Origin of the sequence: Methylobacterium phyllosphaerae (genome assembly GCF_001936175.1) — a bacterium.
GTDB classification, from domain to species: domain Bacteria; phylum Pseudomonadota; class Alphaproteobacteria; order Rhizobiales; family Beijerinckiaceae; genus Methylobacterium; species Methylobacterium fujisawaense.
In genome coordinates, this window is record NZ_CP015367.1 from 1,230,001 (window position 1) to 1,242,569 (window position 12,569).

The window sequence follows — 12,569 nt, forward strand, 5'->3', positions numbered from 1 at the left end:
CCGCCCATCGCGGCAGGCGCCCCGGACACGCCGAAACACTCTTGGCGCGGGGTGGAGCAGCCCGGTAGCTCGTCAGGCTCATAACCTGAAGGTCACAGGTTCAAATCCTGTCCCCGCAACCAAACACACAAACCCGCCGCGCCCAAAAGCGCGGCGGGTTTTTTCGTTCGGCCGCCCCCTCTGCGCCGAGGGATCTGAGCTGCCCCGACTTCAGGTCGGCCGCCGCGACGCCCAGAATCCACAGGACCTCTCGCGCCGCATTGCGCCCATCACCCGAGAGGGCTCGCTGGAGTTGCTTTCGCCCGCTCGCGATAGCGGCTGGAAATGCATCCTGAGCGCACAATCGACGGGTAACCGCGGGCTTGAAAGCTCTATAGCCCGCGCCGCCGCATCCCTCCGGCTGTAGAAGACGGCCATATCCGACTCGGAAGGACAAAGTGGCAATATCGATTGCGCACAAGCGACGCCCTGGCAGGCATTACTCCTTGAGGTTGAGCGATCAAAATCACTCTTCTTGCGTTGTTTGGACCCTTATACCCCGATCCTGAATTTAAGACTTGACCCATCTTCGAAATGCGATTGTATCAGGCGCCCGAATCGCGACGCAGTGCTTGCGTTCTGGCGAGCTTCGTCATCACGAGAAGGCAACGCACGAGACATGGCTCAGTCGACCGACGGTTCCCTCCGCTTCGTCACTCTCGCCTCTGAGATCGTCTCGGCCTATGTGAGCCACAATCACGTGCAGAGCGCGGATCTGCCCGGCCTCCTCAACGAGGTGCATGCGGCGATCCGAGGGATCTGCGATGCCGGCGCCCCCACCCCGGCCACCAAGGCGACCCCGCAGGAAATCCGGCGCTCGATCACCTCGGATTTCCTGATCTCCTTCGAGGATGGGAAGCCCTACAAGACGCTGCGCCGCCATCTCACCCTGCGCGGCCTGACTCCGGAGGCCTACCGCGCCAAGTGGGGCCTCGCCCCCGACTACCCGATGACCGCGCAGAGCTATTCCGAGCAACGCTCGCAGCTCGCCCGCTCCCTGGGACTGGGGCAGCCGCGCGCGGCGACGGCGGCGCCGGCCCCCGAGCCTGAGCCCGCGCCGCAACCCATCGGGAAGCGGCGGACCCGTAGCAAGGAGGCCGTCTGACGACGCACCGCTTGCCGTGAAGGTGTCGTCGCCCTGCCGCAATCGGCCTCGATAGCGTAGGGCCACAAGGTGCGCCTGCCTTCTCTCGGCCTGGACGGCGCGCCCGCCCCGACGCCGGAGACCTGCATGCTGACCCGCCTCACCCTGCCCGCCCTCGTCGCAGCCCTGCTGGCCGCCAGCCCGGCCGCGGCGCAGATGGCGCGTACGGAGACCCGGGAGCCTGCGAAAGACGGCACGGCGAAGGTCGTGCCCCTCAGCAAGGCCGACGTGCAGCTCTCCTTCGCCCCCGTGGTGAAGCGGGCCGCGCCCTCGGTGGTGAACGTCTACGCGTCCCATGTGGACAAGCGCTCCAGCGCGCGCACCAGCGCCATGGAGGAGTTCATGCGCCGCTTCTTCGGCGAGCCGGAGGGCGGCCGCGGACCCCGGGGCGACCGGGCGCAGCGGTCCCTGGGCTCGGGGGTGCTGGTCGATGCCGACGGGCTCGTGATCACCAACAACCACGTCATCGACAACATGAACGAGGTTCGGATCGCCCTGGCGGACCGGCGCGAGTTCGAGGCCACGATCGTGATGCGCGACACCCGCACCGATCTCGCGGTGCTCAAGATCAAGGAACCGCCGAAGGGCCTCGTGCCGATGCCGTTCGGCGACGCCGACGCCCTCGAGGTCGGCGACTTCGTGATGGCGATCGGCAACCCGTTCGGCGTCGGCCAGACGGTGACGCAGGGCATCGTCTCGGCGCTGGCGCGCACGCAGGTCGGCTCGGCGGACTATCAGTATTTCATTCAGACCGACGCGGCGATCAACCCGGGCAATTCGGGCGGGGCGCTGGTCGATCTGCGCGGCCAGCTCGTGGGCATCAACACCGCGATCTACTCGCAGTCGGGCGGAAGCCACGGCATCGGCTTCGCGATTCCCGTGGGCATGGTCAAGGCCGTGGTCGATGCCGCCCGCGACGGCGCGGGCATCGTGCGCCGGCCCTGGCTCGGCGCGCGCATCCAGAGCGTGACCCCCGACATCGCCGACAGCATGGGCCTCGACCACCCGACCGGCGTGCTGGTGGCGAGCCTGCAGGCCAAGAGCCCCGCCGAGGAGGCGGGCCTGAAGCGCGGCGACCTGATCCTCACCGTCGACGGCCAGGAAGTGGCCGACCCGGAGGCCTTCGGCTACCGCTTCGCCCTCAAGGGCATCCAGGGCAACGCCCGGTTCGGGATCCTGCGCGGCACGACCCGCCAGACGGTGGCGGTCAAGCTCGCTCCGGCGCCGGAGACGCGGCCGCGGGACATGCTCAAGGTGAAGACCCGCTCGCCGTTCCTGGGCGCGACGCTCGTGAACACCTCGCCTGCGGTGGCCGAGGAGATGCAGGTCGATTTCCCCGCCGACGGTGTGGCCGTGCAGGCCGTGGACGAGAACTCCATCGCCGCCCGGGTGGGGCTGCAGAAGGGGGACGTGATCGTAGCGGTCAACGGCGTGCCGATGGCGACCACCAAGGATCTCGACCGGGTCACCCGCAACAGCCTCAATTCCTGGGAAGTGGCGATCAACCGCAACGGCGAGGTCCTGACCTCGGTGTTCGGCGGCTGATCCCGGGCGAGCCCGGCACCGGCTCGCGACCGTGGGCAAGCGTGGGCAAGGTCGGGCGCGCCGCTTGCGCCGCCGGTCGCGCCCGGTGTTGATGCGCAGATGTCCGACCTGTTCGCTTCCGCGGAGCCGCCCTCCGCGCCGGATTCCGGCCGCGCCTCCGGCACCGAGGCGGGCCGCCCCCTCGCAGACCGCCTGCGGCCGCAGAGCCTTGCCGAGGTCGTCGGCCAGGAGCACCTGACCGGGGAGGGCGGGGCGCTCACGCGCCTGCTGCGCGGGCGCAGCCTCGGCTCGCTGATCTTCTGGGGACCGCCCGGCACCGGCAAGACCACCGTGGCGCGGCTGCTGGCGCAGGGCACGGACCTGCATTTCGAGCAGATCTCGGCGATCTTCTCGGGCGTGCCCGACCTGCGCAAGGTGTTCGAGGCCGCGCGCAAGCGCCGGGCGACCGGACAGGCGACCCTGCTGTTCGTCGACGAGATCCACCGGTTCAACCGGGCGCAGCTCGACGCCTTCCTGCCGGTCATGGAGGACGGCACCGTCACGCTGGTGGGGGCGACGACGGAGAACCCCTCGTTCGAGCTGAACGCCGCGCTCCTGTCCCGGGCCCGGGTGCTGCTGTTCCGGGCCCTCGATCCGGGCGCCATCGCGCGGCTGCTGGTGCGGGCCGAGGCGCTGACGGGCCGAGCCCTGCCGCTCACCGAGGAGGCGCGCGGCGTGCTGGTCCGCATGGCCGACGGCGACGGGCGGGCGGCCCTGACCCTGGCGGAGGAGGTGTGGCGCTCGGCGCAACCGGGGGAGACTCTCGATGCGGAGGCCCTGCAGGCCATCGTGCAGCGGCGGGCGCCGATCTACGACAAGGCGCAGGAGGGCCACTACAACCTGATCTCGGCCCTGCATAAGACCGTGCGCGGCTCGGATCCGGACGCGGCGCTCTATTATCTCTGCCGGATGCTCGATGCCGGGGAGGACCGGCTGTTCATCGCCCGCCGGCTGGTGCGCATGGCGGTGGAGGATATCGGGCTCGCCGACCCGCAGGCCCTGGTGGTGGCCAACGCCGCCAAGGACGCCTTCGACTTCCTCGGCAGTCCGGAGGGGGAGCTGGCGCTCGCCCAGGCGGCGATCTACCTCGCCTGCGCGCCGAAATCGAACGCGGTCTACACCGCCTACAAGGCCGCGACCCGGCTCGCCAAGGAGGCGGGCTCCCTGCCGCCGCCGCGGACCATCCTCAACGCGCCGACCAAGCTGATGAAGCGGATCGGCTACGGCGAGGGCTACCGCTACGACCACGACGAGCCCGATGCCTTCTCGGGACAGGATTACTGGCCCGACGCGCTGGGGCGCCAGCACCTCTACGAGCCCACCGAGCGCGGCTACGAGACCCGCCTCGCCGAGCGCCTCGACCGGTGGGAGGCTCTGCGCAAGCAGCGGCGCGGGGAGGCGTAGAGGCGTCCGACGTCATCGCGAGCGCAGCGAAGACAGCGTCATAGGTCGAGGGGCGCGTTGTCGATCACCTCCTTCATCACGAAGAAGGTCCGGGTCTGGCGCACCCCCGGCAGGCCGATCAGCGTGGCGCTGTGGAGGCGGTTGAAGTCGGCCATGTCGGAGACCCGGATCTTCAGCATGTAGTCGAAGTCGCCGGCCACGAGATGGCAATCGAGGAGCACGGGAATCGCCCGCACGGCAGCCTCGAATTCGGAAAAGCTCTCGGGGGTCGAGCGGTCGAGCACGACGCCGACGAAGACCAGGGTACCGCGTCCGACCCGCATCGGATCGATCAGCGCCCGGACCGCCCGCACGAACCCGTCCGCGAACAGGCGCTGGATCCGGCGGTGGCAGGTGGCCGCGCTGGTGCCGACCCGCTCGGCGATCTCGGCATTGGCCATCCGACCGTCCGCCTGGAGCAGGCGCAGGATCTTCTGGTCGATCCGGTCGAGCCCTTCGGACATGGACGATTCTTTCATGTTCGACTGGAGAACCGGACTTTCCTGCGTGATTCTGGCCTGGCAACGCAAGAGACCGGCCTTCGACGCCCAAAGATCGAGAGCACCTTTCATTGCAAATCGGGTAGTTTTCCCTGCGCCTCGAAGATAGGAGCCGGGACCTCACGGCCCGGCCGTTCTCGGGGCCTCGCCTCGATGCATCCGGGCCGGACGGAGACCGCTCCTGCCCCCGGGCGCGTCCCGAGATCTGGAGAGACCCGATGCTGGCACAGTTCGAGCGCTATCCCCTGACCTTTGGCCCGACGCCGATCGAGCCGCTCAAGCGCCTGACGGCTCATCTCGGCGGCGAGGTTGAGATCTTCGCCAAGCGCGAGGATTGCAATTCCGGCCTCGCCTATGGCGGCAACAAGCTGCGCAAGCTCGAATACATCGTCCCGGACGCGATCAAGAGCGGCGCCGACACGCTGGTGTCGATCGGCGGCGTGCAGTCGAACCACACCCGCATGGTCGCGGCGGTCGCCGCCAAGATCGGCATGAAGTGCCGGCTGATCCAGGAGGCCTGGGTGCCCCACGAGGACGCCGTCTACGACCGGGTCGGCAACATCCTCCTGTCGCGGATCATGGGCGCGCAGACGCAGCTCGTGGATGACGGATTCGACATCGGCATCCGCGACAGCTGGAAGCGGGCGCTCGCCGAGGTCGAGGCCGAAGGCGGCAAGCCCTACGCGATCCCGGCCGGCGCCTCGGTGCACAAATACGGCGGGCTCGGCTATGTGGGCTTCGCCGAGGAGGTGCGCAAGCAGGAGGCCGAGATGGGCCTGCGCTTCGACTACGTGGTGGTCTGCACGGTCACGGGCTCGACCCATGCCGGCATGCTGGTGGGCTTCTCCGCCGACGGGCGCGCCCGCAACGTCATCGGCATCGACGCCTCCTGCACCCCGGCCCAGACCAAGGCCCAGGTCCTCGACATCGCGCAGAACACCGCCGCCCTGGTCGGCGCGGGCGACATCGTCGCCGACGACGTGGTGCTCAACGAGGACTACGCCTACCCGGTCTACGGCGTGCCCTCGCAGGAGACCGTGGAAGCGATCCGGCTCTCGGCCCGGCTCGAGGGGATGATCACCGACCCGGTCTACGAGGGGAAGTCGATGCAGGGCATGATCGACCTCGTAAAGAAGGGATTCTTCCCGAAGGGCTCGAAGGTGCTCTACGCCCATCTCGGCGGCGCCCCGGCCCTGAACGGCTACAGCTACACGTTCCGCAACGGCTGAGCCGGGGCGAACGCGCCTCCCATCCATCGCCTCATCCTGAGGTGACCGCGCAGCGGGCCTCGAAGGAGGGCTCCAGGGATCGCAGCGTCCTCTGGAAGGCTCCTTCGAGGCCTCCGCTGCGCTCCGGCGCCTCGGGATGAGGGGGAGGGTGGAGGCCGCGACTCTGGCCTGCAGTCCCCTATATGGCGGCGCGGGACCCGCACCGGAGAGGGCAGGGATGATCGCACCGGCACGCGCGCTGCTCCTGGCCGCCCTGCTCGCCCTGGGCGGCCCCGCCGCGCGGGCCGCCTCGGGGCCGGCCGTGGAGGCCGAGAACGGGATGGTGGTCTCGTCGCAGCGCCTCGCCTCGCAGGTGGGCGCCGACATCCTCCGGGCCGGCGGCAACGCCGTGGATGCCGCGGTGGCGGTGGCCTATGCCGAGGCGGTGGTGAACCCCTGCTGCGGCAATCTCGGCGGCGGCGGCTTCCTGGTGCTGCACGCCGCCGACGGGCGCAGCCGCTTCGTCAATTTCCGCGAGACCGCCCCGGCCGCCGCGACCCGGGATATGTATCTCGACGCGACCGGCACCGTGGTGAAGGGCGCGAGCCTGCGCGGCTGGAAGGCGGCCGGCGTGCCCGGGACCGTGCTCGGCCTCAACACCGCGCTGGCCGAATACGGCACCCTGCCGCTGGCCCGGGTGATGGCGCCGGCGATCGCGCTCGCCCGGGACGGGTTCGTGCTGACCCGGGGCGACACCGACATCCTTGAATCCGGCACCACGCTGTTCGCAGCCCAGGCCAACGTCGCCCGGATCTTCCTGCGCCCGGACGGCAGCCCCTGGCGCCCCGGGGACCGGCTGGTCCAGGCCGACCTCGCCCGGACCCTCCAGGCCATCGCCGATCACGGCTCGGACGCGTTCTACAAGGGTGCGATCCCCGAGGCCGTCGAGGCGGCCTCACGGGCGGGCGGCGGCCTGCTGACGGCGGCCGACTTCGCCGCCTACACGGTAACGCAATCCGAGCCGCTGACCTGCCGCTACCGGGGCGCCACCGTCCTGTCGGCGCCGCCGCCCTCGTCGGGCGGCACCACGCTCTGCGAGATCCTCGGCATCCTCGACGGCTACGACCTGCGGGCGGCGGGGTTCAACTCCGCGCGAAGCGTGCACCTGATGGTCGAGGCCATGCGGCGCGCCTATGCCGACCGCAACCTGCTGCTCGGCGATCCGGCCTTCGTGGCGAACCCGGTCGACCGGCTCCTGTCGCCGGCCTATGCGGAGACGCTCCGGGCCTCGATCCGCCCAGACCGGGCGACCCCGTCCGCCGAGATCCGCCCGGATCCCGGCCTGGAGACGCGGGAGCGGGCCGAGACCACCCACATCTCGGTGATGGACAAGGCCGGCAACGCGGCCGCGCTGACCTACACGATCAACGGCTATTTCGGCGCCGGGGTGATCGCCGCCGATACGGGGTTCTTCCTCAACGACGAGATGGACGACTTCACCGTCAAGACCGGGGTGCCGAACCTGTTCGGCCTCGTGCAGGGGACGAAGAACGCGATCGAGCCCGGCAAGCGCCCGCTCTCCTCCATGGCGCCCACGATCGTGCTGCGGGACGGCAAGGTCGCGCTGGTGGCGGGCTCGCCGGGGGGCTCGCGGATCATCACGATCACCGCGCAGACGCTGATCAACATGCTGGATTTCGGCATGGCGCCGCAGGAGGCCGTGGACGCCCCGCGCATCCACCACCAGTGGCTGCCCGACACGGTCTACGCCGAGCCCTTCGCGCTCTCGGCGGACACGCAAGCGATCCTGCGGAGCATGGGCCACACGCTCGTCGAGCAGAAGCCCTGGGGGGCGCAGGAGCTGATCGCGGTACGCGCCGCGGCGCCCGCGCTCCCCGAGGCGACGTCCTCGGGCAACGACGCTTCGCGCACGCAGGGGATGCGGCCGGGACTGCTCTACGGCGCCAACGACAACCGGAGGCCCGCCGGCGCGGCGGTTGGAGAATAGGGCGCGGTCGGCTGTATCGAAACAACCCCGTCGTGGCGGAACCCGCTCACCAGCACCCTCGACGGTGCAGGCGCGGATCTGCCGGCCGATGCGGGGCGCGCCTGCGGTGCGCCCGAAAAAGGGGGAGGGCCCGGGCTCGTGCGCCCGCGGACCCTGCCGCTCAGCCCTCTCCGGCCTCCCGTGCCACCGCCCGGAACCCGATGTCGCGCCGGCAGAAACCCTCCGGCCAGTCGATCCGGGCCACCGCCGCGTAGGCGCGACCTTGAGCGTCCGTGACGCTGTCGCCCAAGGCCGTGACCGCCAGGACCCGGCCGCCATCGGCCAGGAGCTGCCCGCCCTCGGCCCGGGTGCCGGCCTGAAAGACGTGAACCCCGTCGCCCTCGGCCCCATCGACGCCGCGGATCACCGATCCCCGGACCACGGCACCCGGATAGCCCGCCGCCGCCATCACCACGGTGAGGGCGGCCCGCTGGGCGTCGAATTCTAGGCTTACGCCGGAGAGGTCGCCCTCGCAGGCCGAGAGCAGGGCCGGCACGAGGTCGGAGGCGAGGCGCGGCATCAGCACCTGCGCCTCGGGGTCGCCGAAACGGGTGTTGTACTCGATCAGCTTGGGGCCGTCGGCGGTCAGCATCAGGCCGGCATAGAGGATGCCGGTGAACGGGCAGCCCCGCGCCCGCATGCCGGCGAGCGTCGGGGCGATGATCTCGGCCATCACCCGGGCCTCGATCTCCGGAGTGACCACCCGGGCGGGGGAATAGGCGCCCATGCCGCCGGTGTTGGGACCGCGGTCGCCGTCGAAGACCCGCTTGTGGTCCTGGGCGGTGCCGAGGGAAATGGCCCGCGTGCCGTCGCACAGGGCGAAGAAGCTCGCCTCCTCGCCGAACAGGCACTCCTCGACCACCACCTCGGCGCCGGGCTCGGCGAACAGGGCGGTCAGCGCGTCCTCGGCCTGGTCGAGGGTCTCGGCCACGGTGACGCCCTTGCCGGCGGCGAGGCCATCCGCCTTCACGACGATCGGGGCCCCCTGCTGCCGGACATAAGCCAGCGCCGGCTCCAGTTCGGTAAAGCGCGCGAAGGCGGCGGTGGGGATGCCGCAGGCAGCGCACAAGTCCTTGGTGAACCCCTTCGAGCCCTCGAGCCGGGCGGCGTCGCGGGTCGGCCCGAAGGCACGGATCCCGGCAGCCTTCAGGTCGTCCACCAGCCCGGCGACCAGGGGAGCTTCCGGCCCGACCACCACGAGGCCGATCGATTCCGCCGTGCAGAAGGCCGCCACCGCCGCGTGGTCCGTGACGGCCAGGTCCGGCCGGTTCGTCCCATGGCGGGCCGTGCCGGGATTGCCGGGCGCCGTGAACAGGCGCGTGCAGAGGGGGCTCTGGGCCAGCCGCCACGCCAGGGCGTGTTCACGGCCGCCGGAGCCGATCAGGAGAATGTTCATGCGCACGCCACCATGGACCGAGCTTGTGGGCGAAGCCTGCCGGTGGGCAAAGGTTTTTTTCGGGCTGTCCCCGCTCTGCGCGGATATCCCGGCCGCTCAGCAGCCGATGCAGACGCCCGTGTTGACGCCACCGCGCAGCCCACCCCCGTGGCGACCGAGATGACGGCCTCCATGGATTCCCCTCCGGACTCCCCCCCGGATGCCGCGATAGGGCAGGACGGGTCCGAAGGACTCGAATTGGACGTTGCGCTGGATCGTCTGGTTCAGCGTATTGAAATCCGAGACCCGCTGCTGGTTGAGCGCCCGGATCTGACCCTGCAGGGCGAACGAGGCGTTGGCGGCGTTCGGGTCGTTCTGCTGCACCTGGGCCTGGGCGGCGCCGACCGGGAGGGCGAGCGCCAGGGCGAGGAGCGCGCGGGATGCGGGGCGCATGGGTCCCTCCGTGCAACGTATCGCGATGTATCGCGTGGTCTTTCGAACTCGACGCGCCAGGATCGGTCCGGGTTCCGGGCCGCGTCAACCCGGCACGACCGGGGATTTCGTCTCCGGAAGGGTCTCGACCAGCTTGGCATCCAGCCCGGTATGCGCCTGGACCAGGGGATGCGGGGTCAGAGCCAGCCACTGGGTCAGGGAGATATCGGCATAGCGCGGGCTCTTGAAGATTTCCAAGAATGTCAGTGTCGTGTCGCCGGTATTCTCGATGTAATGGCCCATGGCGAATGGCACGTAGCCCACATCTCCGGCCTGGTAGTCGAAGGTTCGGGCCTTCGATTCCGAGCCGAACACGGTCATCCGGCCCTTGCCCGAGAGGTAGTACTGCCATTCGTCGCCATTCGGGTGCCAGTGCAGCTCGCGCAGGCCCCCGGGCTCGACCTCGACCAGCGCTGCGGCGATCGTCACGGAGGCCGGGAACACCGTGGAATCGGTGATGCGCACGCTGCCGCCCCGGGTGCGGATCGGCTCCTGCGCCAGCATCCGGTGGCTGAACGACTTCGGCACCGGGCCCGAGCCGCCCATCCGGTCGGCCGTGAGCGGGCCGGGCTTCGGCCCGGGGAAGATGTAGAGCTCCTTCTCGGGGATCCGGGCGAAGGCGCTCTCGGGCAGGCCGAAATTCTTCGCGAGCACGTCCTTGGGCGTGTGCGCCAGCCAGTCGGTCAGCAGGAAGGTGGAATCCTCCGAGAAGCCGCCGTCGTCGAACACGAGCAGGAATTCGCAGCCGTCGATCCCGTCGGCGGCGAGCCCCTGGATCGAGTGCGGGATGCCGCCCGGGAAGTACCAGAGATCGCCCGCGCCGACATCGTCCGCGAAGGTGCGGCCGTCTTGGTCGACCGCGGTGATCCGGGCCTTGCCCTTGATCATGTAGGCCCACTCGGCCTCCTTGTGCCAGTGCATCTCGCGGACCGCGCCGGCCTTGAGCCGCATGTTGACCCCCGCCATGGCCTTCGAGACCGGCAGCTCGCGGATCGTGGTCTGGCGCGCCCAGCCTCCCTCCTCCAGTCGCATGTGGCTGTCGCTGAACGACCATTTCAGGTTCGGCATCGTGCCGTGGTCGGTGCCGGGCGGCGCCAGGGTGAACGGCTCCTCGGCGGCCCGGGGCTTATTCTGCGGCCCCAGGATATCGGCGCCCTTGCCCCGGCGCTCGGGGAGGGGCGCGGCCGGCCCGGCGGATTGCGCCGCAGCGGAGGACGCCACCATCGCGCCGCCGACGGCGATGACGGCACGCCTGGAAATCTCGGACATCGCACTCGGTCCCTGCTCTGTCGCAGGGTAACCGGACGCCGGCCGGGAGGATCCGCAACGGGGCACCATCGTGCAGTGCGGCATCTCGCCCGGAGCCTGCGCGCGATCTATATCTTGAATGCACGATCAGACGCGTCCCGATTGGGGGACGAGCGCCCGAGCGGTGCACGGGGCGCGACCCGAGGGCGAGGATGGCGGATCGGGACAGTTCAGCCGCGGGCGAGGCCGGCCGCGCCGCGTCCCACGGCCGCCTGTGGATCGCCCTGCTCGCGCTGGCGGGCGCGGGTCTCCTCGGCTACCGCCACTGGCCGGAACAGTCCCGGGCGGCGAGCTCGGAACCGGCTGCCGCGGCAAAGCCACCGGCTGTGCGGGTCGCCCGGGCCGCCCGGGCCTCCGACACCTTCAGCCTGACCCAGACGGGCACCACCCAAGCCTTCGATACCGCCGGCCTCTATCCACGGGCGACCGGCTACATCGTCGAGCGCAAGGTCGATATCGGCACGCACGTGAAGAAGGGCGACCTGCTGTTCCGGATCAGCGCGCCCGACCTCGACCAGCAGCTGGTCCAGGCGCAGTCGCAGGCGCTTCAGCTCCAGGCGGCGCTGATTCAGGCACGGGCGATGGTCGACCAGGCCGAGGCCAACCGTCACCTCGCCGACGTGACCAACCGGCGGACCGCGACGCTCGCCGGCACCGGGGTCGAGACCCGGCAGAACGCCGACACCTCCCAGGCCGGGGTGCTGGCGCAGACCGCCAATGTCGACGCCGCCAAGGCGGCCGTGAAGGTGGCCGAGGCCAACATCGCCGCGCAGGAGGCGCAGGTCGCCCGGCTCAAGGTCCTGACCGGCTTCGAGGAGATCCGCGCGCCCTTCGACGGGGTGGTGACCACCCGCAACAACGATGTCGGCGACGCGGTGACGGCGGACACGAACACGGGCGCGCCGCTCCTGACCCTGGCGCGGGACGACGTGCTGCGCATGGCGGTGAACGTGCCGCTCTACGCCGCCGACGACGTCCGCGACGGACTCGACGCCAGGGTCGAGGTGGCGCAGATCCCCGGCAGGGTCTTCCCCGGCAAGGTCTCGCGCTCGTCGACGACCCTGCTCTCCACCGCGCGGACGCTGGCGACCCAGGTCGACCTCCCCAATCCGGACGGCACGTTGCGAGCCGGGCTCTACATCACCGTCACTTTGGAGATCCCCCGGTCCTCGCCCGCCGTGACGGTGCCGAACGAGGCCCTGATCTTCGACCAGCACGGGACCCGCGTGGCGATGATCGAGCCGGCCGGGGACGGGACCGGCGTGGTGCGGATGCGCCCGGTCACGATCTTCCGCCAGACGCGCACGCTGCTGGAGTTGCGCGACGGCCTGAACGGCGGCGAGCGCGTCGTCGTGGGGCCGCCGGCCTCATTGCGCGACGGTGACAGGGTCGTCCTGCGTCCGGAGGACAAGGCGGGGGCGTGAACGGC

The 12,569-nt window shown here is 70.4% G+C and carries 10 protein-coding genes and 1 tRNA gene; 7 read left to right on the forward strand and 4 right to left on the reverse strand.

What is annotated here, in order from left to right; translation table 11 throughout:
• Nucleotides 1-45 precede the first annotated feature (45 nt).
• The 4 genes from MCBMB27_RS05395 to MCBMB27_RS05410 all read left to right on the forward strand — a co-directional run bounded on the left by MCBMB27_RS05395 (nt 46) and on the right by MCBMB27_RS05410 (nt 4,171).
• Nucleotides 46-122: transfer RNA gene (locus MCBMB27_RS05395), tRNA-Met, on the forward strand.
• 536 nt (nt 123-658) lie between these two features.
• Nucleotides 659-1,144, forward strand: coding sequence for a Ros/MucR family transcriptional regulator (locus tag MCBMB27_RS05400; RefSeq protein ID WP_043347515.1), 486 nt, complete (start codon nt 659-661; stop codon nt 1,142-1,144).
• Nucleotides 1,145-1,270: 126 nt separating this feature from the next.
• Nucleotides 1,271-2,728 (forward strand): Do family serine endopeptidase, encoded by a 1,458-nt coding sequence (locus MCBMB27_RS05405; RefSeq protein ID WP_043347519.1) that lies wholly within the window; start codon nt 1,271-1,273, stop codon nt 2,726-2,728.
• A gap of 99 nt (nt 2,729-2,827) precedes the next feature.
• Nucleotides 2,828-4,171 carry a replication-associated recombination protein A gene (locus MCBMB27_RS05410; protein ID WP_043385987.1) on the forward strand — a complete coding sequence of 448 codons (1,344 nt, stop codon included), beginning with the start codon at nt 2,828-2,830 and terminating at the stop codon, nt 4,169-4,171.
• A 38-nt stretch (nt 4,172-4,209) separates the two neighbouring features.
• Here the strand turns inward: MCBMB27_RS05410 and MCBMB27_RS05415 are convergent, their stop codons facing one another.
• Nucleotides 4,210-4,674 (reverse strand): Lrp/AsnC family transcriptional regulator, encoded by a 465-nt coding sequence (locus tag MCBMB27_RS05415; RefSeq protein ID WP_043385985.1) that lies wholly within the window; start codon nt 4,672-4,674, stop codon nt 4,210-4,212.
• Nucleotides 4,675-4,928: 254 nt separating this feature from the next.
• On the opposite strand from MCBMB27_RS05415, the gene MCBMB27_RS05420 reads away from it, so the two are divergent.
• Nucleotides 4,929-5,939: a 1-aminocyclopropane-1-carboxylate deaminase gene (locus tag MCBMB27_RS05420; protein WP_043385983.1), complete on the forward strand. Its 1,011-nt coding sequence runs from the start codon at nt 4,929-4,931 to the stop codon at nt 5,937-5,939.
• A 217-nt stretch (nt 5,940-6,156) separates the two neighbouring features.
• The gene (gene ggt / locus MCBMB27_RS05425) at nt 6,157-7,926 is read left to right on the forward strand and encodes a gamma-glutamyltransferase (RefSeq protein ID WP_075380021.1); all 1,770 of its coding nucleotides are present in this window, start codon (nt 6,157-6,159) and stop codon (nt 7,924-7,926) included.
• A 160-nt stretch (nt 7,927-8,086) separates the two neighbouring features.
• On the opposite strand, the gene purD is transcribed toward ggt, so the two are convergent.
• From purD to MCBMB27_RS05440, 3 genes are all read right to left on the reverse strand, one after another.
• Nucleotides 8,087-9,361 (reverse strand): phosphoribosylamine--glycine ligase, encoded by a 1,275-nt coding sequence (purD, locus tag MCBMB27_RS05430; RefSeq protein ID WP_043385979.1) that lies wholly within the window; start codon nt 9,359-9,361, stop codon nt 8,087-8,089.
• A 96-nt stretch (nt 9,362-9,457) separates the two neighbouring features.
• Complete coding sequence (locus MCBMB27_RS05435) at nt 9,458-9,793, reverse strand: hypothetical protein (RefSeq protein ID WP_075380022.1); 336 nt, start codon at nt 9,791-9,793, stop codon at nt 9,458-9,460.
• Nucleotides 9,794-9,877: 84 nt separating this feature from the next.
• On the reverse strand, nt 9,878-11,101 hold the full coding sequence (locus MCBMB27_RS05440) for an oxalate decarboxylase family bicupin (RefSeq protein ID WP_075380023.1): 1,224 nt from the start codon (nt 11,099-11,101) through the stop codon (nt 9,878-9,880).
• A 191-nt stretch (nt 11,102-11,292) separates the two neighbouring features.
• Here MCBMB27_RS05440 and MCBMB27_RS05445 point away from each other — a divergent pair, with 191 nt between their 5' ends.
• On the forward strand, nt 11,293-12,564 hold the full coding sequence (locus tag MCBMB27_RS05445) for an efflux RND transporter periplasmic adaptor subunit (RefSeq protein ID WP_043756683.1): 1,272 nt from the start codon (nt 11,293-11,295) through the stop codon (nt 12,562-12,564).
• The last annotated feature ends 5 nt before the right edge of the window (nt 12,565-12,569 follow it).

What these genes read in the sequence shown, in the direction of transcription:
- MCBMB27_RS05400 (WP_043347515.1), top strand. Translation starts at nt 659, where the DNA reads ATGGCTCAGTCGACCGACGGTTCCCTCCGCTTCGTCACTCTCGCCTCT.
- MCBMB27_RS05405 (WP_043347519.1), top strand. Translation starts at nt 1,271, where the DNA reads ATGCTGACCCGCCTCACCCTGCCCGCCCTCGTCGCAGCCCTGCTGGCC.
- MCBMB27_RS05410 (WP_043385987.1), top strand. Translation starts at nt 2,828, where the DNA reads ATGTCCGACCTGTTCGCTTCCGCGGAGCCGCCCTCCGCGCCGGATTCC.
- MCBMB27_RS05415 (WP_043385985.1), bottom strand. Translation starts at nt 4,674, where the DNA reads ATGTCCGAAGGGCTCGACCGGATCGACCAGAAGATCCTGCGCCTGCTC.
- MCBMB27_RS05420 (WP_043385983.1), top strand. Translation starts at nt 4,929, where the DNA reads ATGCTGGCACAGTTCGAGCGCTATCCCCTGACCTTTGGCCCGACGCCG.
- ggt (WP_075380021.1), top strand. Translation starts at nt 6,157, where the DNA reads ATGATCGCACCGGCACGCGCGCTGCTCCTGGCCGCCCTGCTCGCCCTG.
- purD (WP_043385979.1), bottom strand. Translation starts at nt 9,361, where the DNA reads ATGAACATTCTCCTGATCGGCTCCGGCGGCCGTGAACACGCCCTGGCG.
- MCBMB27_RS05435 (WP_075380022.1), bottom strand. Translation starts at nt 9,793, where the DNA reads ATGCGCCCCGCATCCCGCGCGCTCCTCGCCCTGGCGCTCGCCCTCCCG.
- MCBMB27_RS05440 (WP_075380023.1), bottom strand. Translation starts at nt 11,101, where the DNA reads ATGTCCGAGATTTCCAGGCGTGCCGTCATCGCCGTCGGCGGCGCGATG.
- MCBMB27_RS05445 (WP_043756683.1), top strand. Translation starts at nt 11,293, where the DNA reads ATGGCGGATCGGGACAGTTCAGCCGCGGGCGAGGCCGGCCGCGCCGCG.